Annotated in this window: 21 protein-coding genes; 8 read left to right on the forward strand and 13 right to left on the reverse strand. The window is 73.6% G+C overall.

The window, feature by feature from the left end; all coding sequences use genetic code 11:
• Positions 1–53: 53 nt before the first annotated feature.
• From ACFWJ4_RS03675 to ACFWJ4_RS03690, 4 genes are all read right to left on the reverse strand, one after another.
• A complete protein-coding gene (locus ACFWJ4_RS03675) occupies positions 54–608 on the reverse strand; it encodes a GNAT family N-acetyltransferase (RefSeq protein ID WP_380538736.1) in 555 nt (184 codons plus the stop codon).
• Between the two features lie 94 nt (positions 609–702).
• On the reverse strand, positions 703–1767 hold the full coding sequence (locus tag ACFWJ4_RS03680; RefSeq protein ID WP_380538738.1) for a hypothetical protein: 1065 nt from the start codon (positions 1765–1767) through the stop codon (positions 703–705).
• A gap of 1 nt (position 1768) precedes the next feature.
• On the reverse strand, positions 1769–3892 hold the full coding sequence (locus tag ACFWJ4_RS03685; RefSeq protein ID WP_380538739.1) for a hypothetical protein: 2124 nt from the start codon (positions 3890–3892) through the stop codon (positions 1769–1771).
• A 21-nt stretch (positions 3893–3913) separates the two neighbouring features.
• Positions 3914–4390, reverse strand: coding sequence for a hypothetical protein (locus tag ACFWJ4_RS03690; protein ID WP_380538741.1), 477 nt, complete (start codon positions 4388–4390; stop codon positions 3914–3916).
• 258 nt (positions 4391–4648) lie between these two features.
• Here ACFWJ4_RS03690 and ACFWJ4_RS03695 point away from each other — a divergent pair, with 258 nt between their 5' ends.
• The 4 genes from ACFWJ4_RS03695 (at position 4649) to ACFWJ4_RS03710 (ending at position 10571) form a co-directional block, all read left to right on the forward strand.
• Positions 4649–5872, forward strand: a complete 1224-nt coding sequence (locus ACFWJ4_RS03695) for a CaiB/BaiF CoA transferase family protein (protein ID WP_380538743.1) — start codon at positions 4649–4651, stop codon at positions 5870–5872.
• 2 nt (positions 5873–5874) lie between these two features.
• The gene (locus ACFWJ4_RS03700; RefSeq protein WP_380538745.1) at positions 5875–7017 is read left to right on the forward strand and encodes an acyl-CoA dehydrogenase family protein; all 1143 of its coding nucleotides are present in this window, start codon (positions 5875–5877) and stop codon (positions 7015–7017) included.
• A gap of 72 nt (positions 7018–7089) precedes the next feature.
• A complete protein-coding gene (locus tag ACFWJ4_RS03705) occupies positions 7090–8304 on the forward strand; it encodes an acetyl-CoA C-acetyltransferase (protein WP_359900090.1) in 1215 nt (404 codons plus the stop codon).
• A gap of 89 nt (positions 8305–8393) precedes the next feature.
• The gene (locus ACFWJ4_RS03710; protein ID WP_380538747.1) at positions 8394–10571 is read left to right on the forward strand and encodes a 3-hydroxyacyl-CoA dehydrogenase NAD-binding domain-containing protein; all 2178 of its coding nucleotides are present in this window, start codon (positions 8394–8396) and stop codon (positions 10569–10571) included.
• Positions 10572–10646: 75 nt separating this feature from the next.
• Here ACFWJ4_RS03710 and ACFWJ4_RS03715 read toward each other — a convergent pair whose 3' ends face one another.
• From ACFWJ4_RS03715 to ACFWJ4_RS03730, 4 genes are all read right to left on the reverse strand, one after another.
• Positions 10647–11426, reverse strand: a complete 780-nt coding sequence (locus ACFWJ4_RS03715) for a MerR family transcriptional regulator (protein ID WP_380538749.1) — start codon at positions 11424–11426, stop codon at positions 10647–10649.
• Between the two features lie 406 nt (positions 11427–11832).
• Entirely contained in the window at positions 11833–12876 is a 1044-nt protein-coding gene (locus tag ACFWJ4_RS03720; RefSeq protein ID WP_380538751.1) for an isopenicillin N synthase family dioxygenase, read from the reverse strand.
• 349 nt (positions 12877–13225) lie between these two features.
• On the reverse strand, positions 13226–13873 hold the full coding sequence (locus tag ACFWJ4_RS03725; protein ID WP_380538753.1) for a response regulator: 648 nt from the start codon (positions 13871–13873) through the stop codon (positions 13226–13228).
• The gene (locus ACFWJ4_RS03730; protein ID WP_380538755.1) at positions 13825–15273 is read right to left on the reverse strand and encodes a histidine kinase; all 1449 of its coding nucleotides are present in this window, start codon (positions 15271–15273) and stop codon (positions 13825–13827) included. Before ACFWJ4_RS03730 ends, ACFWJ4_RS03725 begins: the two co-directional genes overlap by 49 nt.
• Before the next feature lie 303 nt (positions 15274–15576).
• Between ACFWJ4_RS03730 and ACFWJ4_RS03735 the strand changes: the two genes are divergently transcribed.
• Positions 15577–16290, forward strand: a complete 714-nt coding sequence (locus ACFWJ4_RS03735) for an ABC transporter ATP-binding protein (protein ID WP_380538757.1) — start codon at positions 15577–15579, stop codon at positions 16288–16290.
• Positions 16287–18680, forward strand: a complete 2394-nt coding sequence (locus ACFWJ4_RS03740; protein ID WP_380538759.1) for an FtsX-like permease family protein — start codon at positions 16287–16289, stop codon at positions 18678–18680. Before ACFWJ4_RS03735 ends, ACFWJ4_RS03740 begins: the two co-directional genes overlap by 4 nt.
• A 118-nt stretch (positions 18681–18798) precedes the next feature.
• On the opposite strand, the gene ACFWJ4_RS03745 is transcribed toward ACFWJ4_RS03740, so the two are convergent.
• The 4 genes from ACFWJ4_RS03745 to ACFWJ4_RS03760 form a co-directional block, all read right to left on the reverse strand.
• Positions 18799–19557, reverse strand: a complete 759-nt coding sequence (locus ACFWJ4_RS03745; protein WP_380538761.1) for a MerR family transcriptional regulator — start codon at positions 19555–19557, stop codon at positions 18799–18801.
• A gap of 97 nt (positions 19558–19654) precedes the next feature.
• Positions 19655–20800, reverse strand: coding sequence for a DUF2332 domain-containing protein (locus ACFWJ4_RS03750; RefSeq protein WP_380538763.1), 1146 nt, complete (start codon positions 20798–20800; stop codon positions 19655–19657).
• A gap of 207 nt (positions 20801–21007) precedes the next feature.
• Entirely contained in the window at positions 21008–22159 is a 1152-nt protein-coding gene (locus tag ACFWJ4_RS03755) for an SUKH-4 family immunity protein (protein ID WP_380538765.1), read from the reverse strand.
• 195 nt (positions 22160–22354) lie between these two features.
• On the reverse strand, positions 22355–23314 hold the full coding sequence (locus ACFWJ4_RS03760) for a hypothetical protein (protein ID WP_380538767.1): 960 nt from the start codon (positions 23312–23314) through the stop codon (positions 22355–22357).
• Positions 23315–23372: 58 nt separating this feature from the next.
• Between ACFWJ4_RS03760 and ACFWJ4_RS03765 the strand changes: the two genes are divergently transcribed.
• Positions 23373–23933: an ATP-binding protein gene (locus tag ACFWJ4_RS03765; protein ID WP_380538769.1), complete on the forward strand. Its 561-nt coding sequence runs from the start codon at positions 23373–23375 to the stop codon at positions 23931–23933.
• An 80-nt stretch (positions 23934–24013) separates the two neighbouring features.
• Here ACFWJ4_RS03765 and ACFWJ4_RS03770 read toward each other — a convergent pair whose 3' ends face one another.
• Positions 24014–24604, reverse strand: a complete 591-nt coding sequence (locus ACFWJ4_RS03770; RefSeq protein ID WP_380538771.1) for a DinB family protein — start codon at positions 24602–24604, stop codon at positions 24014–24016.
• Positions 24605–24754: 150 nt separating this feature from the next.
• Between ACFWJ4_RS03770 and ACFWJ4_RS03775 the strand changes: the two genes are divergently transcribed.
• On the forward strand, positions 24755–25594 hold the full coding sequence (locus ACFWJ4_RS03775) for a class I SAM-dependent methyltransferase (protein WP_380538773.1): 840 nt from the start codon (positions 24755–24757) through the stop codon (positions 25592–25594).
• The last annotated feature ends 122 nt before the right edge of the window (positions 25595–25716 follow it).

Consider the following 25716-nt stretch of genomic DNA (forward strand, 5'->3'; position numbering starts at 1 on the left):
CGGGGCCTCCGCCCACGGTCCGATCCCGCTCCCCCCGGCGGGGGATCTCCGGCTCAGGCCGGTGCGACGGCCGGGGCCATCCGGTGGATCACCCGGTCCTCCTCGTCGGTGCGGCCGTCCGGGTCGGCGACCAGCCCGAGCCGCTCGGCGAGCCGGCGCGAGGGCAGGTTGTCCGCGTGGATCAGGGCGATCACCGGGATGCCGGGGTGGCGCGGCAGCCCTTCGGCCATCGCCGCCCGGGCCGCCTCCGCCGCGTACCCCTTGCCCCAGGCGGACGGCCGGAACCGGTAGTAGAGGTTGAACACCCGCTCCCCGTCCAGGGTGTGCAGGTAGAGCCCGGCGAACCCGATCACCGCCCCCGGGTCCTCCCGGGTGGCGACGGCGCAGTACCCCACCCCGTCCCGCACCCAGTCGGCGACGAACCCGTCCAGCATCTCCTGCGCCTGGGCGATGTCCCGCTGCGGCCCGTTCGGGTTGTACCGGTTGGTCTCCGGATCCCCGTGGATCGCGAACATCGCCTCCAGGTCCCCCTCCCGGGGCCGCGTCAGCACCAGCCGCTCGGAGACGGCGACGATCGTGCGGGAGGTCGGGTCGGTGGTGGTGGTCATGGCGTTTCCCCGTGTCTCGCGTAATAGGTCCATCGCAAGATAGACCATTACCCGGAGGCCCGTCCGCCCATTTTCCGCCCGCGGTAGGGGGCCGCTACAGGATCGGCTCGCAGCCGATCGCCTTGCCCCCGGCGGTGACGAACTGCGTCCAGGTGGTTTTGCTGTCCGGGACGAGGTCCCAGAAGCCGTTGAGGTCCATCCGGAAGTAGGTGGGCCGGCCCTGGCAGGTCGCCACCATCTCGCCGGGCTTGATCCAACGGGCCCGGCCGACGCCCGGCTCGTCCTTCGGGGGAGCCGGGAGCAGCAGCCGGGGCTCGGTGCCGATGGTGAAGGTGATCGAGGACCGCGGGTTCGCGTCGGAGTGGATGAGGCAGGTCCACAGCGGGTCGGTCGTGGTGGTCACCGTTTCCCTGAAAACGGGGCCTCCGGGGGTTTCGGGGACGGTGACCCCCGGCAGGCCGCAGACGGCGTTTCGGTCGAGATCGTGGTCCTGGCCGGCCGGGGACAGCTGATGCGGTGCGGGCATCGGTGACGTGCCGCACCCCTGTTGTGCCGCGATGCGGTCGGCCGTCGACACGGCGAGTGCGGCGAGCTTCCCGGCGCCGGGTCGTTCGCCGCGGTCCGCCCTGACGGTGACGCGTTGCCCGCTGTCGCACCCTTGGGGAAGCAGCGCCCAGGCCCGGTAGTCGAATGCCGCGCCGGATGCTCCGCCGTTGGCCGAAGCGCCGAACAGCCTGGCCTCCGAGTCCTGCGCGACGACGGAGAGGTCGGGGTTCCTGCGAAGCTCCACGGTGACGGACCGTTCGTCGCCGAAGACCCCCGAGCTCACCTTGGCCATGCAGAGGGCGGATCCGTTGCGCAGGTGCCCGTCGCCGAATGCCTGATCACTGACCTTGCCGGGCCCGAGTGCGTCGTTCAGCAGATCCGCGCTCACGGCGCCCCCGCACACGCTGTCCGGCCCGAATGCATTGGTCAGGTTGTCCACGAGGAACGTCCCCGCCCCTGCCGCGACCACGGTCACCGCCACCACGGCGACCGCCGCCCGCACCCGAAGCCCCTGGGTGGTGAACCCCTTCCGGTCGAGCACGGCGTCGACGCGTCCGGCGAGACCCGTGGCGGAATCCTCGGGCTGACCGGCAGTCTGTTGTGCCTTCGCCATCTCAGCGCCCACCCAGCGCATTGCGGTACGTCTGGTTGACGCCCGTCCCGTAGCTGTCGGACACCCCGCGCAGGAGCGCCTGCGGCACACCACCGGTCAAGGTGGCGTCTGCGCTGGTGAGGCCGGCCTGTTCGACCCTTGTACTGATCATCTGCTTCAGCTGGTTCTCTCCGGCGTTGAACATCTTCGACAGACTCGCCTGGGTCGCCTGGTCCTGCTCGCTGTTGAGCCCGTTCGCCCACTCCGACGTGCCGACGTCGACGAGGCGCTGGACGAAGTCGCCCACGACCGGTATGGGAGTCAGGGGCGTGCCGATGAGGTGGTAGTTCATCTTCGCCTGCCAGTTGTTCTGGAACACCACGTCGTCGTGGTGACGGGTCATGACGTCCGATTGAGTGCCGCTGAGCGCACCCAGGAGCTGGCCGGCTTCGTGCACGAAGCCTTCGATGGCGGGCTTGGGGCGCCCGGTGGCGTCCGGCTTGAACGCGTCGGCGGGGTAGGTGTCGAGCCGGCGGGCCACTTCCTGGCTCTCGGCGTAGTGGATGGCCCTGAACGCCTCCGGGTCGTCGGACACCCCTCGGATGACCCGGATGAGACGGTCCCGGTCGATGGTCAGCCCGCTGGTCTCGGAGTGCCCGTTGACTTCCTTGCCGATGATCTCGTAGGTGTCGGCCGCGTAGTCGGCGATCATGTTGCCGAACGGTCGGCGCAGTCCGACCGGGAGCTCGGTCACATGGCCGGCGGAGTCGCCTCCGAAGTGGGTCATCGTGTCGGACATGATCCGCGCCATCGCCGCGTCGTGCGGGCGGACGGGCGGCTGGTTGCCGTTCGGATCGCGACCGGTGGTGGCGGCCTCCAGGGCGTCGCCGAACGCGCCGCGGGAGGTGTTGCGCGCGACCGGGTCCAACTGGTTGTGCTCGTAGCCCTGGTTGGGCCACTCGCGGGCCTTGAGCAGGTAGTCGAGGTTCTTGTTGGCCGCGGGGTCGAAGAAGTCCTTCGAGGCCTCGGGGTTGCGGCTCATGGCCTGCATGAGGTCCCGCATCGGATCGCCCTGGTGGCCGGAGGCGTTGCTCCAGTCCGGGCCCCACAGGTTCTCGCCCTTGAGCTTGCTGCCGCGCTCGTAGTCGACCAGGTCGGTGCCGACCGTGGTCAGGAAGCCCTTGTCGAAGTTCCCCTTCGCATTGAGCAGCGCCGTCAGTGCCGGGTAGTTGTCGTTGTATCCCGCCGCAGATGCCCCCGGGCGACGGGCAGCGGCCAGCAGGCCGTCCTCCCACTCCTTGCCCATCCCGCCGTCGCGGGTGGCGCTGGCGAGGGCGACGGACAGGTTCTTGTAGACGTCCTGGTAGCCCGCGGCGTTGTGGTTGCCGTGGGCGAGCCCGTCGTAGACCTTGCTGTACTCCAGCAGGGCCTCGGGGCCGGTCTTGCCGCCGGCGTTGAGGCCGTTGAGCAGGGTGGTGGAGAAGTCCTTGTTCTCCGCGTTGGCGGCCATCAGGGCCTGCAGCTGCTTGAGCTGGTCGTCGGAGAGGCTGCCGGCCTTGGACATCAGGTCCGTGGCCCGCTTGGCGTCGGCGACCGGGCCGGCGCCGTACGGGGCGGCGTTGAAGGCGGTGGTGCTGGTGCCGATGTCACCCTGGAGGGCTGCGGTGGCCCGCTGGTCGGCGGCAGAGGCCTTCTCCACGGCCTTGCCGAGCCGGTCGGAGATCGCCTGGGCGTTGGCCCGGATGGTGCGTTCGGCCTCGGGGTCGTTCCTGGACTCCTTCGGCACGGTCCAGTTGACCGCACCGTCCGCGGTGACGCTCAGGGTGGTGTCGGCCTGGGCGTCGTGGAGTGCCGTGTCGAGGTCGCGGCGGGCGGCGGCGAAGTCCTCGGCGGCGGTCTTCATGATCGCGGCGAGGGCGGTGGCGACGGCCGAGGCCTGCTTGAAGTCGCCGTCGATGCCCTGCATCGCCTTGGTCGCCTCGTCGGCGGCGTCGCCCTTCCAGCCGGCCCGCTGGGCGGTGCTGGTGAGGTCCTTGGCGACCCGGCCGTCCATGGAGGTGAGGGCCTTGGCCACGCCGGCCCAGGCCTCGGCGGCCTCGTTCACCCCGGAGAAGTCGGCTTCGTGCAGTTCCTTGAAGGACACCATCTCTTCGTTCCCCCTTGCCTTCTACCGACCCGGACGGAAGCCGGCGGCGATGGCGGCTTCGTTGGACTGGTAGTACTGCTGTGTCCGGTCGAGGTTGTTGGCGGTGCTGCCGAGCTTGCCGTGCAGGGTCTTGCACTGCTGCAGCCAGCGTTCGGTGCTGCCGGTGAGGGCGCCGCCGAAGGAGAAGCCGCGGATCCTGGTCGACGCGGTGCTCGCGTACTCGGTGAGGCTGTGCGCGCCCGCGCCCGCCTTGCCGTTGGCGTTGTCGAGGTCGGTGGCGATCTGGCGGGCTATCGCGGCGGAGGCGGTGAGCTCGTACGGGGTGTCCAGTCGGGTGGTGGCCTTGCCGGGCGGCATGAGGGGGAGCGGCGGCACGGTGGTGTCGCTCGGCTGTGCGGGATTGGCGTACGGCGATTTCGCGGCGTACGTGGCCGCCGGGCCCGGTATCGGGTCCTTGGCCGGTGCGACCGGTCCCGTGACGAAGTTCGGGCTACCCATGTGCGGAAATCCTCCCCATTCGGCGATGCGGCCGCTCCCCTGCGGCATGACGACCGTACAGGGGGGCACTGTCAGTGCACTGACCCACCCTCCGTCATTCCGGATGCGCGGGGAGTGGCCGGGCTCAGCGGGGCCCGGTCGAGGGGGAATTGGCGGTTCGGCGCGAGGGCGGAGGTCTTGTTACTGGCGAGTCGCTTGCCTATCATCCCGAGTGTTACAGCTTTACTGTCAAACCCGTCGGGAAGGGTTCAGCTGCCAGTGGGTGACGCGAGCGGTGCGCCGGAGGCCGGGGGGCCGCTGGCGGGTGTGCGGGTGGTGGAGCTCGCCGGGATCGGGCCGGGGCCCTTCGCGGCGATGCTGCTGGGGGACCTCGGGGCGGACGTGGTGCGGGTGGACCGGCCGGAGCCCTCGCCGCTCGGCACCGATCCGGCGTACGACCTCAGCAACCGCAACAAGCGCTCGGTGCTGATCGACCTGAAGTCCCCCGAGGGCCCCGGGCGGGTGCTGGACCTGGTCGAGCGGGCGGACCTGCTGATCGAGGGCTACCGGCCCGGTGTCGCGGAGCGCCTCGGCGTCGGGCCGGAGGCGTGCCTGGCCCGCAACCCGGCGCTGGTGTACGGGCGGATGACCGGCTGGGGGCAGCACGGCCCCCGGGCGGCGACCGCCGGGCACGACCTCGGGTACGCGGCGGTCGCCGGGGTGCTCGGGATGGTGGCCGCGCCGGGCGGGGTCGAGGAGGCCCCCGGCATCCCGGCCAACCTGCTGGGCGACTACGCGGGCGGTTCGCTCTACCTGGTCGTCGGCCTGCTCGCCGGTCTGCACCACGCCCGGGCCACCGGCGCGGGCCAGGTGGTGGACGCCGCGATCGTGGACGGCGCGGCGCACCTCGGCAGTATGCTGTGGGGCCTGCTGGCGGCCGGTCACTGGCAGGACCGCCGGGGCGTCAACCTGCTCGACGGCGGCGCGCCGTTCTACGCGCTCTACCGGGCGGCCGACGGCGGGCACCTGGCCGTCGGCGCGCTGGAGCCGCGCTTCTATGCCGAGTTCGCCCGGCTGCTGGAGCTGGGCCCGGACGCGCCCGGCCAGTACGACCCGGCCCGCTGGCCCGAGCTGCGGGCCCTGATCGCCGCCCGCTTCGCCACCCGGACCAGGGCCGAGTGGGAGGCCGTCTTCGCGGGCTCGGACGCCTGCGTGGAGCCGGTACTGACGATGCGCCAGGCTGCCGTGGACGGCCACCTGTCGGTGCGCGGGACGTACGTCGAGGCGGACGGTGTCACCCAGCCCGCTCCGGCCCCGCGCTTCTCCGCGACCCCCGGCGCCCTGCGCCGCCCGCCGGCCCGGCCGGGCGCGGACACCGGCGAGGTGGCCCGCGACTGGGGCGTCACCTCCCTCGACCCCGGCGCCCCCTCCCTGGAACCCGGCGTCCCGCCACTCGGCCCCGGAATCCCGTCACCCAACCCTTCGGCAGAGCAAGGAGAGTAGCGTTGCAGCGCGAGATCTTCACCGAGCAGCACGACGACTTCCGGGCCACCGTGCGGGCCTTCCTGGCCAAGGAGGTGCTGCCGCACTACGACCGCTGGGAGAAGGCCGGCATCGTCGACCGCTCCGCCTGGCTCGCGGCCGGCCGCCAGGGCCTGCTCGGCCTCGCCGTCCCCGAGGAGTACGGCGGCGGCGGAACCCCGGACTTCCGCTACGCCGCGGTGCTGGCCGAGGAGTTCGCCCGGGCCGGCGCCTCCGGTCTGGCGATCGGCCTGCACAACGACATCATCGGCCCGTACCTCACCTCGCTCGCCACCGAGGAGCAGAAGCGCCGCTGGCTGCCCGGCTTCTGCTCGGGCGAGCTGATCACCGCGATCGCGATGACCGAGCCCGGCACCGGCTCCGACCTCCAGGGCATCCGCACCCAGGCGGTCGACGAGGGGGACCACTACCTGCTCAACGGCGCCAAGACCTTCATCTCCAACGGCATCCTCGCCGACCTGGTGATCGTGGTCGCCCGCACCACCCCCGAGGGCGGCGCGCACGGGCTGAGCCTGCTGGCCGTCGAGCGCGGAACGCCCGGCTTCGAGCGCGGCCGCAACCTCGAAAAGATCGGCCAGAAGGCCCAGGACACCGCCGAGTTGTTCTTCGAGGACGTCCGGGTGCCGAAGGAGAACCTGATCGGCGAACTCAACGGCGGGTTCGTCCACCTGATGCAGAACCTCGCCCAGGAGCGGCTCACCATCGCCGCCGCGGCGATCGCCGGAGCCGAGTACCTGGTCGAGATCACCACCGACTACGTCAAGCAGCGCGAGGCCTTCGGCCGTCCGCTCGCCAAGCTCCAGCACGTCCGCTTCGAGATCGCCGAACTGGCCACCGAGTGCGCCGTCACCCGGGCCTTCGTGGACCGCTGCATCACCGAGCACAACCGCTGGGCGCTCACCCCGGCGGACGCCTCGATGGCCAAGTGGTGGGCCACCGAGCTGCAGAAGCGCACCGCCGACCGCTGCCTCCAACTGCACGGCGGCTACGGCTACATGAGCGAGTTCCCGGTCGCCCGGGCGTTCACCGACGGCCGCATCCAGACCATCTACGGCGGCACCACCGAGATCATGAAGGAGATCGTCGGCCGTTCCCTCCTCGGCTGACCGTTCCACCCCCGAGCTTTTGGGCGACCCCGCTCACCCCCTGCCCCGAAACCCGCTGAAAGGCGTTCCACCGTGACCACCGAAGCGTACGTCTACGACGCGATCCGCACCCCGCGCGGCCGGGGCAAGGCCTCCGGCTCGCTGCACGGCACCAAGCCGATCGACCTGGTCGTCGGACTGATCCACGAGCTGCGCAACCGCTACCCCGGGCTGGACCCGGCCGCGATCGACGACATCGTGCTCGGCGTGGTCAGCCCGGTCGGCGACCAGGGCTCCGACATCGCCCGGATCGCCGCCATCGCGGCCGGCCTGCCCGACACCGTCGCCGGCGTCCAGGAGAACCGCTTCTGCGCCTCCGGCCTGGAAGCCGTCAACCTGGCCGCCGCCAAGGTCCGTTCCGGCTGGGAGGACCTCGTCCTGGCCGGCGGCGTGGAGTCGATGTCCCGGGTGAAGATGGCCTCCGACGGCGGTGCCTGGTTCGCCGACCCGATGACCGCCTACGAGACCAATTTCGCCCCCCAGGGCATCGGCGCCGACCTCATCGCCACCATCGAGGGCCTCTCCCGCACCGACGTGGACGCCTTCGCCGCCGAGTCCCAGGCCCGCGCCGCCAAGGCCCAGGCGGACGGCCTGTTCGACCGCTCGGTCGTCCCGGTGCGCGACCGCAACGGCCTGGTCGTGCTGGAACGCGACGAGTTCATCCGCCCCGGCACCACCGTCGAGACCCTGGCCGGCCTCAAGCCCTCCTTCGCCGCCATCGGCGAGGCCGGCGGCTTCGACGCCGTCGCACTCCAGAAGTACCACTGGGTCGAGGCCATCGACCACGTCCACCACGCGGGCAACTCCTCCGGCATCGTGGACGGCGCGGCGCTGGTGGCCATCGGCAACCGCGAGGTCGGCGAACGGTACGGGCTGCGCCCGCGCGCCCGGATCGTCTCCGCGGCCGTCTCCGGCTCCGAGCCGACCATCATGCTCACCGGCCCCGCCCCGGCCACCCACAAGGCGCTCGCCAAGGCCGGGCTCACCGCCGCCGACATCGACCTGGTCGAGATCAACGAGGCCTTCGCCGCGGTCGCGCTCCGCTTCATCCGCGAACTCGGCTTCCGCCACGACCAGGTGAACGTCAACGGCGGCGCGATCGCGCTCGGCCACCCGCTCGGCGCCACCGGCGCGATGCTGCTCGGCACCGTGATCGACGAACTGGAGCGGCGCGACCTGCGCTACGGCCTGATCACCCTCTGCGTGGGCGGCGGCATGGGCATCGCCACCATCGTCGAGCGCATCTGAGCCCGCCCGTCGCCCGCCGCCACCCTTCCTGGGACACGCCGGGCGTGGCACCTCCTCCGCAGACCGGTAGACCTGGAGACCGTGAACCCATGAGCGACACCACCACCATCCGCTGGGAGCAGGACCAGGACGGCGTGGTCACCCTCGTCCTCGACGACCCCGCCCAGTCCGTCAACACCATGAACGAGGCCTTCGCCGCCGACTTCGAGACCGTCGTCGAGCGGCTGGCGGCCCTGGCGTCCTCGGACGCGCTGCGCGGCGTGGTGATCACCTCCGGCAAGAAGACCTTCTTCGCCGGGGGAGACCTGCGGATGCTCTCCGCCGCCCGCCCCGAGGACGCCGCGGCCGTCTTCGAGAAGTCGATGCGGATCAAGCGCTCGCTGCGCAAACTGGAGACCCTCGGCAAGCCGGTCGTCGCCGCCCTCAACGGCAGCGCGCTCGGCGGCGGCCTGGAGATCGCCCTCGCCTGCCACCACCGGATCGCGCTGAACACCCCCGCCGGCCGGATCGGCCTGCCCGAGGTGACCCTCGGCCTGCTGCCGGGCGGCGGCGGCGTGGTCCGTACGGTCCGGCTGTTCGGCATCACCGACGCCCTGCTGAAGTTCCTGCTCCAGGGCCGCCAGTACCGTCCGGCGCAGGCGCTGGAACACGGACTGGTGCACGAACTGGTCGACAACCCCGAGGAGCTGGCCGCCCGGGCGCGCGCCTGGATCGAGGCCAACCCGAGCGCCGTCCAGCCCTGGGACGTCAAGGGCTACCGGATCCCCGGCGGCACCCCGGCCACCCCGGCCTTCGCGGCCAACCTCCCCGCCTTCCCGGCCAACCTGCGCAAGCAGCTGAACGGCGCGCCCTACCCGGCCCCGCGCAACGTCCTGGCCGCCGCCGTGGAGAGCGCCCAGGTGGACGTCGACACCGCGATGACCGTCGAGGCCCGCTACTTCACCGAGCTGGTCTGCGGACAGACCAGCAAGAACATGATCCAGGCGCTGTTCTTCGACATGCAGGCGGTCAACTCCGGCGCCGGACGCCCGAAGGACGTCGAGAAGCGGCCGGTCCGCAAGGTCGCGGTGCTCGGCGCCGGGATGATGGGCGCGGGCATCGCCTACGCCTGCGCCAAGGCCGGCATCGACGTCGTGCTCAAGGACGTCAGCGTCGAGGCCGCCGAACGCGGAAAGGCCTACTCCGAGGGGCTGCTGAACAAGGCCGTCGCGCGCGGGCGCTCCACCGAGGCCGGGCGCGACGAGCTGCTGGCCCGGATCACCCCCACCGCCGAGGCCGCCGACCTGGCCGGCTGCGACGCGGTGATCGAGGCCGTCTTCGAGAACACCGAGCTCAAGCACAAGGTGTTCCGGGAGATCGAGGGCGTGGTCGACGCCGACGCGCTGCTCTGCTCCAACACCTCCACCCTGCCGATCGGCGTGCTCGCCGAAGGCGTCGAGCGCCAGGGCGACTTCATCGGGCTGCACTTCTTCTCGCCGGTCGACAAGATGCGGCTGGTCGAGATCATCCGCGGCCCGCAGACCGGGGACGAGGCGCTGGCCCGCGCCTTCGACCTGGTCCGGCAGATCGACCGGACCCCGATCGTGGTCAACGACTCGCGCGGCTTCTTCACCTCGCGGGTGATCGGCCAGTTCCTCAACGAGGGCGTCGCCATGGTCGGCGAGGGCGTCCACCCGTCCAGCATCGAGCAGGCCGCCGCCCAGGCCGGCTACCCCGCCAAGGTGCTCTCCCTGATGGACGAGCTCACCCTCACCCTGCCGCGCAAGATCCGGGACGAGTACCGGCGCTCGGTCGAGGCCGTCGGCGGCACCTGGACGCCGCACCCGGCGGACGCGGTGGTCGACCGGATGGTCGACGAGTTCGGCCGTCCCGGACGCAGCGGCGGCGCGGGCTTCTACGAGTACGGCGAGGACGGCAGGCGCGGGCGGCTCTGGCCGGGGCTGCTGGAGCACTTCCCCGCAGGGGCGGCGGACGTCCCCTTCGAGGACCTCAAGGAGCGGATGCTGTTCAGCGAGGCGCTGGACTCGGTGCGCTGCCTGGAGGAGGGCGTGCTGACCTCGGTCGCCGACGCCAACGTCGGCTCGATCCTCGGCATCGGCTTCCCGGCCTGGACGGGCGGCGTGTTCCAGTACATCAACGGCTACGAGGGCGGCCCGGCCGGCTTCGCGGCCCGCGCCCGCGAACTCGCCGCCGCGTACGGCGAGCGGTTCGCGCCCCCGGCGCTGCTGGAGCGGGTGGCGGCCGAGGGACGGACCTTCACGGACTGACCCGACGCCCTGCTCGGATCCCGGTGGGGCCGTGCGCCGCACGGCCCCACCGGGCCTCCGCCCCTACCCGTACCCCTACGCCTGTACCTGCTCCTGTTCCTGGGCCTGCTCCTGCCCTTGCTCCTGGCGCAGTTCCTCGCCCAGTTCCTCCCGCAGGTACCGCTGGAAGGCCGTGACCAGCGCCTGCGCCACCATCGGCTGGATGTGGTCCGTCAGCGCCCGCATCCGGGCCAGCTCCTGGGGCGCGGGCTCGCTCTCCCGGTACGGCTTCCACACCGTCTCGCGGAACAGCCGCTGCAACTCCCGGGCCGTCGCCCGGCTGTGCTCCACCACCACCGACCGGGCGGCCAGCAGCGTCTCCAACGGGATCGGCACGTCCAGGATCCGCACGCCCAGCGGCAGCAGTCCGGGATCCACCCGGAACACCTCCGGATCTCCCGTCCGCTCCAGCGCCCCCATCGCGGCGAGCCGCCCGACCTGTTCCTCCGTCAGCCCCCGCCCGGCCCGCCGCTCCAGCTGAGCCCTGGTCGCCTCCTCCGGGGCCTCCGGCGTCCAGGACGCCACCAGCGCACGGTGGATCGCCAGGTCCAGCGGTGAGCTGTCCTGCGGCAACCGCGCCAGGTACCGCTCGATCGCCGCCAGCGTCAGCCCCTGCCGCTGCAACTCCTCGATCAGCTCCAGCCGGTCCAGGTGCGCCGCCCCGTACAGCCCCACCCGCCGCGGCCCCAGCTCCGGCGGCGGCAGCAGCCCCTTCGTCCCGTAGAACCGCACCGTCCGCACCGTCACTCCGGCCCGCGCCGCCAGCTCGTCCACCGTCAGCCGCAACCCGACCCCCACCCCGCCGTGCTCCCCCACCCGCCGCCTCCCGCGCTGGCACACTCCTGCTGTGACAGCAGCAGTGTGACAGTGCCCGTCGCCCCGGGTCCATCGGTGCACCGGCTCAGGAGGCCGGCCGGCGTCCGGTGGCGAGGCCGCGGGCGTAGCGGCGGAGCAGGTCGTGGGGGGAGGCGTACCGGCGGGGTGCGGGGAGACGAGCAGTCCGACGTTTACCAGCGCCTCGGTGAGCACGCTCTCTCCGCCTCGGGGCGCTGCCGGCGATCCTCTGCGTGATGTCGGTCGTGTCGACCGTGTCGGTCTTGCCGCCGCTCCGACAGCGCTGGGCCGACGGGCCCCGCCGGCCCGGGCACCCCGCGTGGGGCGCCCGGGCCGGAGGGCTGCCGGTGGGGAGCATCGGTGCGGTGCGGGCTCCGCGCCGCACGGGTCAGGCGAGGGCGGCGTGGTGGCGGCGGGTGACTTCGGGGTGGGCCCTGGTGTAGCCCTTCCACTCGTTGAGGCCGAAGTCGGCGAAGAGCGGGTTGGCCGGGTCCTCGGTGGCGCCGGGGGCGCGGTGGGCGAGCGGGAAGTCGAGCGGCTCGATGTGGGCGTCGAGGCGGGGGTTGTAGAAGAACGGCACCGAGAAGCGCTCGCGGGCGCCGGGCGGGCTGACCACACGGTGGCTGGTGGCCTTAAGGTAACCGTCCGTGGCCACCTCCAGCAGCTCGCCGAGGTTGACGACGAAGGCGCCGTCGAGCGGCGGGACGTCCAGGAAGGTGCCGTCCGCGCGCTCGACCTGGAGGCCGCCGACGGTGTCCTGCAGCAGCAGGGTGATGAAGCCGTAGTCCTTGTGGGTGCCGACGCCCTGGCCGGTGCCGTCCGGGGCGCTGCCGGGGTAGCGGACCAGCTTGAGGCGCAGGTGGGGGTGGCCCGCGAAGGCCTCGTCGTAGAAGTCGGGGTGGGCGCCGATCGCGGTGAGCAGCTCGTGCAGCAGGTGGCGGGCGACCCCGCCGAGGTGGTCGATCCAGCCGAGCGCGGCGGTGCGCAGCTCGGGGAGCGCCTCGGGCCACTGGTTGGGCCCCTCCAGCCACCAGTACGGGGGCTCGCCGGTGCCGGGGACGTGCGGGGGCAGCTCGGCGCCGATGTCCAGTTGGTCGCGCCAGTCCTGGCTGCCACCAGTGCGCTCGTCGCCGGTGCGGGTGTAGCCCCGGTAGTGGGGGGAGTTGAGGTTGCTCACGGCGAGCCGGTCGGCCTCGGGGAGTGCGAAGAAGGCGCGCATGGCCCGGGCGAGTGCGGTGGTCTCGTCCGGGGTGACACCGTGGCCGACGAGCTGGAAGAAGCCGACGCCGGTGGCCGCGTCGCGGAGCTCGTCGTGCAGGCGGCGACGGTCCTCCGGGCTGCCGTCGGCGAGCGACAGGTCGATCACCGGGAGGGCGTCCGCCGGGGCGGGGTCGGTGCCGGTCTCGGATATGGGCGTGTACTGCTGCGTCATGTGTGACATCCGCTGGGTCTCGTCCCGGCTGGTCCCGGTGGTCGACCGGGGACGGCCGGAGCAGCGCCTGGTGCGGCGGGTGCTCGGGGAGCCGGGAGGTGGTGGCGGCCGGGCAGGGGTCGCCGGTGAGGGTGGGTGGCGCGAGGTTCAGCCGGAGCGTCGACAGGACATGGTCGTCACGCGGAGCAGGTCCACGTGGCGGCGGCGAACAAGGATGAGCACCTCACCAGCCTAATTGACCCGTTCTGCAGCAGGCGAGCCCCGTGCAGCGGAGGGCCACTCGCCACTTGTCGGTGATCTATCAAGTTGTGCGGGGTCGGTGTCGGAGCGCGGGCGATGGCGGCTCCTTTCAGGAGTTGTTGAGGTAGGCCAGGACGGCCAGGACCCGACGGTTGTCGTCATCGGAGGGCTGGAGGTCGAGCCGGACGAAGATCGACGCGGTGTGCTTGGCGACCGCCCGCTCGGTGATCACCAGCTGCTGGGCGATCGCCGCGTTGGACCGGCCCTCCGCCATCAGCGCCAGCACCTGCCGCTCGCGCGGCGAGAGGGTGGAGACCGGGCCGGCCGAGGAGTTGTGGGTGAGCAGTCGGGTGATCACCTCCGGATCCATGACGGTGCCGCCCTGGGCGACCCGCCGGACGGCGTCGATGAACTGGGTACCGTCCATCACCCGGTCCTTGAGCAGGTAGCCGATCCCGCCGGTGCTGCCGGCGAGCAGCTCGCGCGCGTAGAGCTGCTCCACGAACTGCGACAGCACCAGGACGGGCAGGCCCGGGTGGGCCCGGCGGGCCGCGAGCGCGGCCCGCAGCCCCTCGTCCGTGAAGCCCGGCGGCAACCGGACGTCGACCACGGCGATGTCGGGGCGGTCCGCGGCCACCGCGGCGAGCAGCTGCTCTCCGTCCTCCACCGCCGCGGTGACCTTCATGCCGTTGGCCTCCAGCAGCCGGGTCAGGCCGTCCCGGAGGAGGAAGAGGTCTTCGGCGATGACAACGCGCACGGGATCTCCAGGTTCACAATGGTCGGCCCGCCGGACGGGCTGCTGATCGCGAGCACCCCGTCGAAGGCGGCCAGTCGGCGTTCGGTTCCGCTGAGGCCGGTTCCCCGGGACGGGTCGGCGCCGCCGCGCCCGTCGTCGGTGACCGATATCCGCAACAGTCCGTCACTGTGCCCTATCTCGATCCACACCTGCGAGGCCCCGGCGTGCTTGACCACGTTGGCCAGCAGCTCCGTCACCGCGAAGTAGGCCGCCGACTCCACCGGGGCGGATACCCGGCCGGGCAGGTCGCCGCTGAAGCCGACCGGCAGCGGCATGTCGAGCGCCGTCGCCCGAACCGCGTCGGCCAGGCCGCGGTCGGCGAGCACCGGGGGGTGGATGCCGCGGACCAGGTCCCGCAGCTCGCCCAGCGCCTTCACCGAGGACAGCCGGGCCTCGGCCAGCAGCGGCCCGAGGGCGTCCGGATCGTCCTTCAGCTGCTCGGCCACGGTCAGCAGCATGCCCAGGGCCACCAGCCGGGCCTGCGCCCCGTCGTGCAGGTCCCGTTCGATCCGGCGCAGCTCGGCCGCGCCGGCGTCGATGGTGTCCGCCCTGGTCCGCGCGAGGTGGCTGACCCGGCGGGCGAGCTCGGCCCGCCGGGAGGGCCCGAGCAGGGCCCGGGCGGCCTTCTCGTGGAACCGCAGGACCGGTGGGGCGGCCCACAGCACGGCCAACGGGGCGACGGTCAGACCCATCCCGTAGACGACGCCCAGGGCGAAGAACCGGCCGTTCCGGCCGAAGACCTCCAGGGCGACCGGGGTCAGCAGGACGATCGCGGCGGTGAGCAGCACGGCGGCGCCGGTGAGCAGGGTCCAGGCGATGTCCCGCCAGGTCGCCGGGTCGGTGAGCCAGCCGCCGGTGCGCAGCCGTCGCCAGGGCCCGGCCCCGACCGGCCGACGGTACGGCACCGGGATCGGCCGCCCGCTCCACTTCCCGACCGTCCGCCTGCTCTCCGTCGCGGCCCAGCGGGCCCCGAACAGCCCGAGCACCAGCAGCGAGGGCGCCAGCCAGAGCGAGCCGGACCGGCCGCCGGGCGCGGCACCCCCGTAGAGGTGCGTCGCCATCAGCGCTATCGCCCCCGGGGCGAACAGCGCGGCGCCGACCGCCCGGCCGCCGCCCCCGGTGGCCCAGCAGAGTGCCCAGAGGGCGACCGGCCCCATCGGCACCACCAGGATCAGCGGTCCGCCCGGGTGGAGGTCCAGGGGCTCGTCCGGTCCGAACAGCGCGGAGGCCAGCAGGACCGGCCCCGCCAGCAGCGCGAGGAAGCCCGTCACGGCCAGCGTCGCCGCGTACCAGGCCCGCACCCCGTCCGCGCACGCCCGGCCGACCCTCAGGGCCAGTTCTTCCAGCACTCCCGCGTTCATGACGCGCCCCCTCTCCCTTCCGCGGCCCCCGTCCGGGGACCTCGGAGCCGCGGGCCCGGAGCGGCGGACCCGAAGCCGTCGCCCCGAAGCCCCGCGGACCCCGGTTCCGATCTTTCGACGGGTCAGTCTGCCCGTCCGGGGCGCCCGGCGCTCTAGGCCTGAACACCCAGTTCGGGGTGTATCTGGATACACCCCGCAGAGGCCGTCCAGACGGCTGTCGGCACCCCGCCGCGGATTCGTAGCGTCATGTCCCGTCAGCCGGCCCGGGGTTCCCGGGGCCGGACCCCGAACCGTGGAGGGCCCGTGAAAGCGCCGATCATCCGGATCCGCGGCGTCAGCAAGACGTACGACCGATCCGACGCCGCCCGTCCCGCCCTGGCCGGGCTCGACCTGGAGGTCCGGGCCGGCGAGGCGCTGGCCGTGCTCGGCCGCTCGGGCAGCGGCAAGTCCACCCTGCTGAACCTGGTCGCCGGCCTCGACCGCCCGAGCGAGGGCGAGGTGGAGGTGGACGGCGTCGCCGTGCACCGGCTCGGCGAGGCCGCGCTGGCCGAGTACCGGCGGGCGCGGATCGGCATGGTGTTCCAGTTCTTCAACCTGCTGGACGACCTGACCGCGGAGGACAACGTGCTGCTCCCGGCCCAGCTCGCGGGGATGCGGCGGGAGCCGGCCCGGGCCCGGGCCGGGGAACTGCTGGAGCGGCTGGGAGTGGCCCGGCACGCCAAGGCCTTCCCCGGCCGGCTCTCCGGCGGTGAGCGCCAGCGGGTCGCGGTGGCCCGGGCGCTGATGAACCGTCCGCCGCTGCTGCTGGCCGACGAGCCCACCGGAGCGCTGGACACCGCCTCGGCCGCCGACGTCCGCGACCTGCTGCGCGGGCTCAACGCGGAGGGCCAGACGATCCTGCTGGTCACGCACGACACCGCGCTCGCCGACGCCTGTGCCGACCGGACGATCGAACTGCTCGACGGCCGGCTGGTCCGGGACACGGCGGCCGCGCCGGCGCCGGGCGGTGGCCGATGAGCGCGCTCGGCAAGGTGGTGCGCGCCGGCGTCGGCCGCCGGCGGGTGCAGACACTGGTGATGGTGCTCACCACGATGGTGTCCGTGACGGCGTGCATCCTCGCGCTCGGGCTGCTGGTCGCCGCCCAGGGCCCCTACCAGCGCTCCTTCGCGGACCAGCGCGGCGCCCACCTCAGCGTGCTGTACGACCGGGAGAGAGCGAGCCCCGCCCAGCTCGCCGCGACGGCCCACGCGCCCGGCGTGACGGCCACGGCCGGCCCCTACCAGGCGGTGACCGTCCAGCCGCGCTCCGGCCCCGACACCCGGATCCCGCCGGCCGGGAGCCCGCTGCCGCCGATGACGCTGGTCGGCCGCGCCCAGGACGGCCCACTGGACGGCCTGCGGATCACCGAAGGCCGCTGGATCGCGGGCCCCGGTGAGGTGGTGTTCCTGGACGGGCACTCCCCGCTGGCGGTCGGCGACAGCATGGAGTTCCCGGACCGGCCGGGGCACCCGACGCTCAAGGTCGTCGGCCTGGCGGCCTCGGTCTCCTGGAGCGCGGACGGCTGGGTCGCCCCGGAGCAGGTGGCCGGGCTGGCGGCGCCCGGCACGGTGCCCGCGGTCCAGTACCTCTACCGCTTCGCCCACGCCGACGACGACGCCGAGGTGGCCGCGGACCGCGCCGCGTTGGCCGCCGCCGTCCCCGGTGACGCGCTCGCCGCGGTCACCTCCTACCGGCCCGCCCGGGAGGAGGCGAACCGGACGGCCTCGACCTTCGTCCCGTTCGTCACGGCCTTCGGGGTGCTCGGGCTGGCCATGTCGGTGCTGATCATCGGCGTCGTGGTCAGCGGCGCCGTCAGTGCCGCCACCCGGCGGATCGGCATCCTCAAGTCCCTGGGCTTCACCCCCGCCCAGGTGGCACGCGCCTACGTCGGCCAGGCGCTGATCCCCGCCGGGCTCGGCACGGCGCTCGGCGTGCTCCTCGGAAACCTGCTCTCCGTACCGGTCCTCGGGCTGGCCCACAAGGCCCTGCGCGGCGGGCTGCTCGGCATCCCGGTCTGGGTGGACGCCGTGGTCGCGGTGGCGGCGCTGGCGGCCGTGGCGGGCACCGCGGTGGTACCGGCCCTGCGGGCCGGGCGGCTGCGGACGGTGGAGGCACTCGCGGTCGGCCGGACGGCTCCCGGCGCCAAGCGGGCGGCCGCCCGCCGCACGGCCGGCGGGGCGGGGGCGGCGGGTCCGCTGTCCCGGGCGCAGGACCTGATCGGCCGGCTGCCGGTGCCACGTGCGTTCAGCCTCGGGCTGGCCTCCCCGCTCAACCGGCCGGGCCGCTCGGCGACCACCGGTGCCGCCGTGGTGCTCGGCACGGTCGGGGTCACCCTCTGCGTCGGTCTGACGCTCTCGCTGAGCTCCATCCAGGAGGGCCTGACGGCCGACCGCGCGGGCAAGGTGGTGGTCCAGGTCCCGATCGAGGGCGCCGCGCAGCCCGTCGACCACGTGGACGAGGCGGCCGTGGCCAAGGCCGTCGAGTCCCGAACGGGCACCCGCGCCTGGTACAGCACCGCCCCGGCCCCGGTCGCCCTGGCCGGGAACACCGGGCGCTCCGAGGTGGTCGCGTTCAGCGGCGACGCCTCCTGGAGCGGCTTCCAACTGGTCTCCGGCCGCTGGTTCCACGGCCCCGGCGAGGTGGTGGTGGCCGCCGCCTACCTGCGGGCCAACGAGGCGAAGGTCGGTGACACCGTCACACTCACCGACCACGGCCGCAGCACCCCGGCGAAGATCACCGGCGAGGTCCTGACCACCAACGACGTGGTGTTCACGGACCGGGCCACGCTGGCGCCGCTCGGTGGAGCGATCCACGCCGAGGCGCTCACCTTCCACATCGACCTCACCCCGGGCACCGACGCGCAGTCCTACGCCGACGGGCTGGACCAGGCCGTGAAGCCGATGGGCCTGGGCGCCGAACCCGGCGGGGAGCACCTCAACATCGTGGTGCTGGCGATGAACACCCTGGCGGGCGTGCTCACACTGCTGCTCTCCGTGGTGGCGGGGCTCGGGGTGCTCAACACCGTGCTGCTGGACACCAGGGAACGGGTGCACGACCTCGGGGTGCTCAAGGCGCTCGGGATGGCACCCCGGCAGACGGTCGGCATGGTGCTCACCTCGGTCTGCGGCAGCGGGCTGGCGGCCGGATTGATCGGAGTCCCGATCGGTGTCCTGGTGCACCACCAGGTGATGCCCGCGATGGCCCGGGCCGCCGGAATCGGGGTGCCGGACGCCGACCTCGCCGTGTTCGCCCCGCCGGTGGCGGGGCCGCTGATACTCGGCGGCCTGGTGCTGGCCCTGCTCGGCGCCGCCCTCCCGGCCACCTGGGCGGCCCGCACCCGGACGGTCACGGCGCTGCGCACGGAGTGACAAGGAGGGAGGACCAGGAGCGGAGCCACCCGGCGTCCGACCCGGTCCGGGAGCCCCCCGTAAGGCTCCCGGACCGGACCGGGTTGGGCCAGGCCGGTCCGGTCCGGCCCGACCCGGCTCAGGACAGCCGCGCCGCCGCGTACGCCTCCATGGCGGCACGCTGGTACGCGGCCAGGCCCGGGGCGATGGCCTCGTACGCGGCGCTCCACTGCTCGTTCTCGGTGCAGGAACGGGCGATCGCCAGGTACTCCTCGGCCGGAACCGAACGGATGGTGCGGAGCAGCTGGTACTCCTCGTCGATCGTGCTCTGCACGGGCTCGGCGTCGGCCGGGTGGCCGGCCGCCATCAGCTCCGCCAGGTGGATCATGCGGGCGGTCCGCTCGCGCTGTCCGGCCTCGATCTCGGCCGGAGACATCGCGGCGGTCGCGCGCCGAGCCGCCTCGGCGTGCTCGGGGAAGTCGCGCAGGCTCGCGTCGACGTCGTCGGGCTGGATGCCCTCGAACAGGTTCTCGGGGCGGTTGATGGTCATGGGCGTGCCGTCCTTCCGGGAGCGTTCCAGGTCGGCGATCGTGCGGGAAACAGTGGTGGCCAGGGCGTCGAGCCGGTCGCGCTCGGCGACCAGCCGGCGGCGGTGGCCCCGCAGGGCCTCCAACTCGTCCACCTGATCGCCCAGGATCCGGGCGATCTCGGTCAGCCCCACGCCCAGTGCCCGCAGTACCAGGATCTGTTGCAGCTGGAGCAACTGCCGTTCCTCGTAGTAGCGGTGGCCGTTGGATCCGATCCAGGCCGGGGGCAGCAGTCCGATCTCGTCGTAGTGCCGCAGCGTCCTGGCGGTCACGCCGGACATCCGGGCCACATCGGCGATGGGCCAGGCCATGGCCGCCTCCCTCGTTCTCCACGTCCCCACGTTCGCGTGGACCGGGGCCGGTTCTCCGGCCCTGGTCACGACGGTAGAAGCTGCCGCTGCGGCAGCTTCAAGCCCGAGACTCCCGCCGGTTTACCCGCTGCCGTACACCGCCGCGCACCGCCGCGCACCGCCTGTGCCTCTCTGCCTCGCCGGGCCACGCCTCGCCGAACCAGTCCAGGGACTGCCCGTGCGGCCCGGTGAAGGCCACCGGCCGCTCGTCCAGCGCGAGCGCGAACAGTCCGGAGCCGGCCGGGGCCGGGCGGGGGAGGCGTCGGGCGACGGTCGGCAGCACGGAAACCGCCTCGTTGGAGATCCAGTGGCCGGGCAGCTCGCGCATCGTCGCCGCGAACTCCTCCCGCTCCTCCGGTGACAGGTACGCGAGTACCGCGCTGTGGAACACCACCGGCGTCGACCCCGCCGGGGCCCGAGCCACCAACTCGCCCACCGTCGCGTTGAGATCGCCGCGCACCAGCAGCGGCGGTTCGGCCCGGGCGACCCGGACGGCGCCGCGCAGCCGGTCCAGCCGGTGGGTCTGCTCGGGCCAGACCAGCGACTCCAGCCACCGCACGTCCTCCTCGGCCCGCACATCCAGCGGATTGAGGTCGATCCCGGCCCGCCACACCACCTCGGGCAGCCGCTCCCGCAGGGATCCGGGGAGCGGCACCGGACCGCTCACCGCGCAGTCCAGCGTCACCGGGCTCGCCTCGGCGCCGAACTCGGCGACCGGGGTACTGGCCCGGCTGCCGCTGCCGCTGCCGCTCCCGCCCCCACTCCTGCGCCCGTCTCCGGCCACGTACCGGTACCGGTACCGGTACCGGTACCGGTCCGGGTACAGGCAGAGTCCGGCCGAGGCGCCGACCTCGATCAGGGCGAGCGGCTGCGGCAGCGCGGCCAGCAGCGGCAGCAGGGTGGCGCAGCGGCCCGCCTCGTTGGTCTGCGTCCGCCGCTCCAGCATCGTCGCCGAGACCCCGGCCCAGTGCTCCGCCGCCCAGCCGTGGAAGGCCGGCCAGCCCTCCGTCACCGGCCCGCCCAGGTGCCGGACCGCGCCGAACAACAGGTTCGGCTGCCGCTTCGCGATGGGCAGCCCATCCAGCAGCGCACACAACTGCCGCTCCTCGGCGACGCGTTCGGCCAGCTCCTGGTAGATCGGCGAGTTGCCGTGCGCCTCCCTCTCCGCGAACGCGCGGTAGAGCTCCCCCGTATCGCTGCGCATCCCTCGCAGCTCCCTTCGACGCCTTCTCAAGTGATCGAATCGGCTCAGCCTACGCCCGGCCGTCACCCCTCCCGCAGCGCGTCGACCGGCCCGCCACCCCTCCCGCCTCCCGCCTCCCGCCTCCCGCCTCCCGCCGCCCGCCTCCCGCCTCCCGCCGCCCGGCGCCCCGGCCACCGCCCGTCACCGGAGCCTGGCCGGGCGAAGCGCTCAGCCGAGCAGGCCGCCCATGTGCCCGTCCTCGGCGAGCAGTCGCCAGGAGCAGCCGGGCGAGGCGAACGCCTCCGGGTCGACGGTCTCCACCAGTCGGTCCACCACCGCGCTCAGCAGCGCCTGCGGATCGAACACCGCCCAGGTGCCCCGGGCCCGGCCGTACTCCCAGCGGTCCCACTCGGCGCGCAGCCGCTCGTACGTCCAGAGGGCGTAGAGCAGGGCGGACAGGTCGCGGTTCAGGTAGGCCTCGGGGTGGCCGTCGTCGTACCAGTCCGGCAGCTCCAGCCGGCCGGTGGCGCCGTCCAGGGCGATCGTGAGGTCGGTCGGCCAGTCCCCGAGGGCGAGGAAGTCCCGCTGGTACGGCCGTTCCTCCTCGCCGTCGAAGTACTCCGGGTACGCCTCGCCCATGGTGACCAGCGGTTCCTCGCACACCCCGAACATCGCCCCGCCCAGCGGCAGGCCGACCTCGGTCAGCAGCCGCCGGGTCGGCTCGTGCACGAGAGCGGCGGGCAGTTCCTCGGGCCGGAACCGGTGCACCCGGCCGGGGCCGCCGTCCTGGTCCGTCAGCGCGGCCAGCTCCGCCACCAGCTCCGGGGCCGTCTCGTACGCGGGCCCGCCCGGCCCGCCCGGCAGCGCGCCCCAGCCCAACGCCCCCACCAGCAGCGCGGTGCCCCAGTGCGGGGGCGGCGCGGACCCGTCGTCGAACAGCCCGGGATCGATCTCCCGCATCCGCTGCTCGGCCCCCGCCAGCACCTCGGCCACCACGGTGGGCCCGCGCCGCCCGTCCAGCGCCTCCGGCCGCCGGGCCCCCTCGGCCACCGCGTCCACCTCGCGCACCAGGCCCGCCAGCGCGGCCACGCCGGAGGCCAGCAGGTCGCGCCGTGGGCCACCGTTGTCCAGGAACACCTCGCCGGTCACCCCGTCCAGCAGCACCAGGCTCCCGCCGGCGGCGAACGGCGTGCAGTACTCCGTCTCCCCGAGGACGAACAGCCGCTCCGCCTCCGCCGGGAACGCCGTCAGCTCCCCGTCGCCGAGTGCCTCGAAGTCCAGGAACGCCCCGGTCGCCGGAAGCCCCTCCCGCACCAGGAACTCCCGACTCCCCGCGTGCACCACCTCACCCGGCAGCTCCGCCGCCCGCACAAACCCCACGTGCCCCAACCCTTTCCCTGCCTGCCCCGTGACCCACAGACCCTAGCGGCCCGGCCCGACAACACCGAGGACTCCCGGGCGGGGGAGGGGTGCGGCGGCGGGTCGGTGTGAGCGGCCGGCCGGGGGCGGGGTGGGTTCGGTTGGTCGCTCGGGGCGCTCGCCGCGTGTGGGCGGAGGGGAGCGCGCTTGGGCGGCTCACGGTAGCGCGGCCCCGTCGACGTTCCAGTGCTCGGGCAGGTCCGCGTCGCAGAAGACGCAGGCGTAGTGCTCCTCGCGGACGAGGTTGCACCGGGCGCACCGGGGGCAGCGGCGGAAGACCACCGCGTGGGTGAAGGCGTCGGGGTGCGGCAGCCCGAGGCGGGCGAGGGCGGTGGCGACGGCGGGCCAGGACGTGGTGTCGGGGCAGTAGCCGGTGGAGTGGTTGCTGACCGTCTCGACCTCCCATCCGTCCGGTGACCGCCGGAACCCGATCTCCCCGGCGCTCAGCACCAACTCCCCGCCCGCACAGTCCACATGCTCGCTGCGGCGCGGAGCGAGCCGCAGCGCGCCGCCGAGGTCGACCACGAAGGTGAACGGTTCGGCGAGCTCCTCCGCCGACCGCCCCTCCACCCAGGCGGCGAACTCGCCCACCGTCCGCGACCGTTGACCGCCACCACCGGTGCCGTCGCCCGCCGCCCACAGCTCCGGCGGCCCCACGTACCGGTACGCCCTCCCGAAGCCGTCCGCCACCTCCGCCTCGATTCCGCGCCCGGCCAGCCGCGCCCGCCAGTAAGCCATCTCTACGGCTGTCCCGCTGAGGCCGAAGTCCCGCAGCTCGTCGAGGAGTTCCCGCGCCTGCCGGAGTGTGATGCCCGCTCCTTCGCGGAGCGTCCGCAGCGCGGCCACCGGGTCGGTGAGCGGCCCGGTGAGCCGGAGCCGGGCCGGTCCGTGGGTGGTCAGCAGCGTCTCGCGGACGTCCTGGGGTGCGGCCTCCGGGCCCGCGTCCTCGCAGCAGGCGGCGCCGCACTGCGGGCAGAAACGCTCGGCGTCCCACCACAACTCCCGTCCGTGCAGGAGGAACTGTCCGAAGCTCCGGACCGCGTCGCCGCCGCAGTCCGCGCACCGGACGGTCACCCTCGCGCCCTGCTCCGTACCCGTCACGCCGGAGGTCCCCATGCCCGAAATCCTAGGGAGCCGCTTCGCTGCCGCTCCACCCGGTCCGTAGAGTGCGGGGATGAAGCGCTACCTGCTGACCGGCACCCCGGGGGCCGGGAAGACGGCGATCCTGCGGTGGCTGGAGTGGGCGGGCCATCCGGTGGTCGAGGAGGCCGCGACGGACGTCATCGCGCTGCGGCAGGCCCAGGGCGATCCGGAGCCGTGGACGGACCCGTCGTTCGTGGACGCGGTGGTCGACCTGCAGCGGCGACGGCAGGAGGGGGCCGTCGGCCGACCGGGGGAGGTGCGGTTCTTCGACCGCTCGCCGGTGTGCACGTACGCCCTGGCGGTGTACCTCGGCCATCCGGTGACCCGGGCCCTCACCCGGGAGCTCGACCGCATCCGGGAGGCGGGGGTGTACGAGCGGCGGGTGTTCTTCGTGGAGAGCCCGGGCTTCGTCACCCCGTCCGAGGCCCGGCGCATCTCGTACGAGGAGTCGCTGCGGTTCGAGCGGATCCACCGGGAGGCCTATGCCGGGTTCGGGTACGTGTGCGTCCCGATCGCCCCGGGGTCCCTCGCCGACCGGGCGGCGACCGTGGTGCGGCACGTCGGCGCGGACGCGGCCCCGCACGAGAGCTGACGGCCCCGGCCCCCTCGGCCCTCCAGTCCTCTCGGTCCCTCCGACTTTCCGGCCCCTCCGGCTCTCCGGTCCCCTCCGGCTCAGGCCAGGCCGCCGGCCTGCCGGGCCGCCTGCTCCACGCGGTCGTGGTGGGACCGCCACCAGTCGGCGTCGCCGGGGGCGGTGTTGGCGCCGTCGGAGCGCTGGCCGGTGGCGCCGTCCACGAGTTCGCGGACCAGGTCGGCGTGTCCGACGTGGCGGTGGGTCTCGGCGATCATGTGGACGAGTACCCGGTGCAGGGTCTGTTCGTGGCCGGCGCCGAACGGGACCTTGCCGACGGCGTCCAGCGGCAGGGCCTCGATGGTGGCGTCGGAGTGTGCCCAGACCCGCCGGTAGCGCCCGGTGATCTCCTCGGTGCTCTCGTCCGCCCGCGCCCACAGGTCGCCGTTCGGCTCGGTCCCGCCGGTGATCCACACGGGGGCCGGTTCGGGGAAGGGGCGGCCGAAGGTGTCGCCGAAGTACAGGGCCTCGGCGCCGGTGACGTGCTTGACCAGGCCCAGCAGGTTGGTTCCGGTGGGGGTGAGCGGGCGGCGCAGGTCGTACTCGGAGAGGCCTTCGAGCTTCCAGAGCAGGGCGTCGCGGGCGTCCTGGATGTAGATCCGAAGGTCGGTCTTGTCATCTGTCACGGTCATGGGATCAGTCTGCTGATCACGGAATGCCTGTCCATCGATTTCCCGCTCCGCGAACCTCTGGCCAGGAGTCAACTCGTGCCAGGATCAACTCCGTTCGCCCAGGGCCGGATCCCTGGCCGAACCCCCGGTCGGACCCCTGGAGGAGCAGCCATGACAGACGACCCCTGGTCCTGGGACGAGACGCTGTTCGCCGGAACGGCCGCCCACTACACCCGCGGCAGACTCCCGTACGCCCCCGGACTGGCGGAGGCGCTGGCCGAAGCGCTGGGGCTCGACGGGCGGGGGCGGCTGCTCGACGTGGGGTGCGGGCCGGGCACGCTGGCGCTGGGCCTGGCGCACCTGTTCGGCGAGGTCGTCGGAGTGGACCCGGACGCCGGGATGATCGCCGAGGCGCGCCGGGCCGGTGCCGCGGAGCCCAAGGCCACCTGGGTGCGGGCCCGGACCGAGGAACTGCCGTCGGGCCTCGGTACCTTCACACTGGCGACCTTCGGCCAGTCCTTCCACTGGATGGACCGCGACCTGGTGGCGGCGACCGTACGGCGCGTGCTGCGGCCCGGCGGCGCCCTGGCGCACGTCTCGGACCTGAAGGGCGAACCGCGGCCCACCGAGGGGCTGCCGCACCCGCCGGTCCCGTACGCCGCGATCGGCGAGCTGGTCCGGCACTACCTCGGCCCGGTCCGCCGCGCCGGGCAGGGGCTGCTGCCGCACGGCACGCCGGACGGCGAGGCCGCCGTCCTCGCCCGGTCGGGCTTCACCGGCCCGCAGCGGATCGTCGTCCCGGGCGGGCGACCGCTGGAGCGCACGGCCGACGAGGCGGTCGCGGGCGTCTTCGCGCTCTCCTCCTCGGCCCCGCACCTCTTCGCGGAGCGCCGCCCGGCCTTCGAGTCGGACCTCCGCGGCCTCCTCGCCCGGACCTCGCCGTCGGGGCTCTTCTCGGAGCGGCAGCCGAGCAGCGAGGTGTTCATCTGGCGCACCGCAGAGGAGCGTTGACGGTCCGGTCCGGTCCGGTCCGGTCCGGGACGCGGGACACCGGAGGCCGGAGACCGGACAGGAGGGCCGCCCCCGCCCAGACCCCCGTCGACGCTCTCGCCGCCGGCGCAGGGGAGCGGAGC

It is taken from the genome of Kitasatospora sp. NPDC127067, assembly GCF_042724755.1.
Taxonomy (GTDB): Bacteria; Actinomycetota; Actinomycetes; order Streptomycetales; family Streptomycetaceae; genus Kitasatospora; species Kitasatospora lactacystinica.

Bases quoted from the DNA above. Each gene is read 5' to 3' on its own strand.
- ACFWJ4_RS03675 (WP_380538736.1), bottom strand. From the start codon at position 608: ATGACCACCACCACCGACCCGACCTCCCGCACGATCGTCGCCGTCTCC.
- ACFWJ4_RS03680 (WP_380538738.1), bottom strand. From the start codon at position 1,767: ATGGCGAAGGCACAACAGACTGCCGGTCAGCCCGAGGATTCCGCCACG.
- ACFWJ4_RS03685 (WP_380538739.1), bottom strand. From the start codon at position 3,892: ATGGTGTCCTTCAAGGAACTGCACGAAGCCGACTTCTCCGGGGTGAAC.
- ACFWJ4_RS03690 (WP_380538741.1), bottom strand. From the start codon at position 4,390: ATGGGTAGCCCGAACTTCGTCACGGGACCGGTCGCACCGGCCAAGGAC.
- ACFWJ4_RS03710 (WP_380538747.1), top strand. From the start codon at position 8,394: ATGAGCGACACCACCACCATCCGCTGGGAGCAGGACCAGGACGGCGTG.
- ACFWJ4_RS03720 (WP_380538751.1), bottom strand. From the start codon at position 12,876: ATGACGCAGCAGTACACGCCCATATCCGAGACCGGCACCGACCCCGCC.
- ACFWJ4_RS03730 (WP_380538755.1), bottom strand. From the start codon at position 15,273: ATGAACGCGGGAGTGCTGGAAGAACTGGCCCTGAGGGTCGGCCGGGCG.
- ACFWJ4_RS03740 (WP_380538759.1), top strand. From the start codon at position 16,287: ATGAGCGCGCTCGGCAAGGTGGTGCGCGCCGGCGTCGGCCGCCGGCGG.
- ACFWJ4_RS03745 (WP_380538761.1), bottom strand. From the start codon at position 19,557: ATGGCCTGGCCCATCGCCGATGTGGCCCGGATGTCCGGCGTGACCGCC.
- ACFWJ4_RS03750 (WP_380538763.1), bottom strand. From the start codon at position 20,800: ATGCGCAGCGATACGGGGGAGCTCTACCGCGCGTTCGCGGAGAGGGAG.
- ACFWJ4_RS03760 (WP_380538767.1), bottom strand. From the start codon at position 23,314: ATGGGGACCTCCGGCGTGACGGGTACGGAGCAGGGCGCGAGGGTGACC.
- ACFWJ4_RS03765 (WP_380538769.1), top strand. From the start codon at position 23,373: ATGAAGCGCTACCTGCTGACCGGCACCCCGGGGGCCGGGAAGACGGCG.
- ACFWJ4_RS03770 (WP_380538771.1), bottom strand. From the start codon at position 24,604: ATGACCGTGACAGATGACAAGACCGACCTTCGGATCTACATCCAGGAC.
- ACFWJ4_RS03775 (WP_380538773.1), top strand. From the start codon at position 24,755: ATGACAGACGACCCCTGGTCCTGGGACGAGACGCTGTTCGCCGGAACG.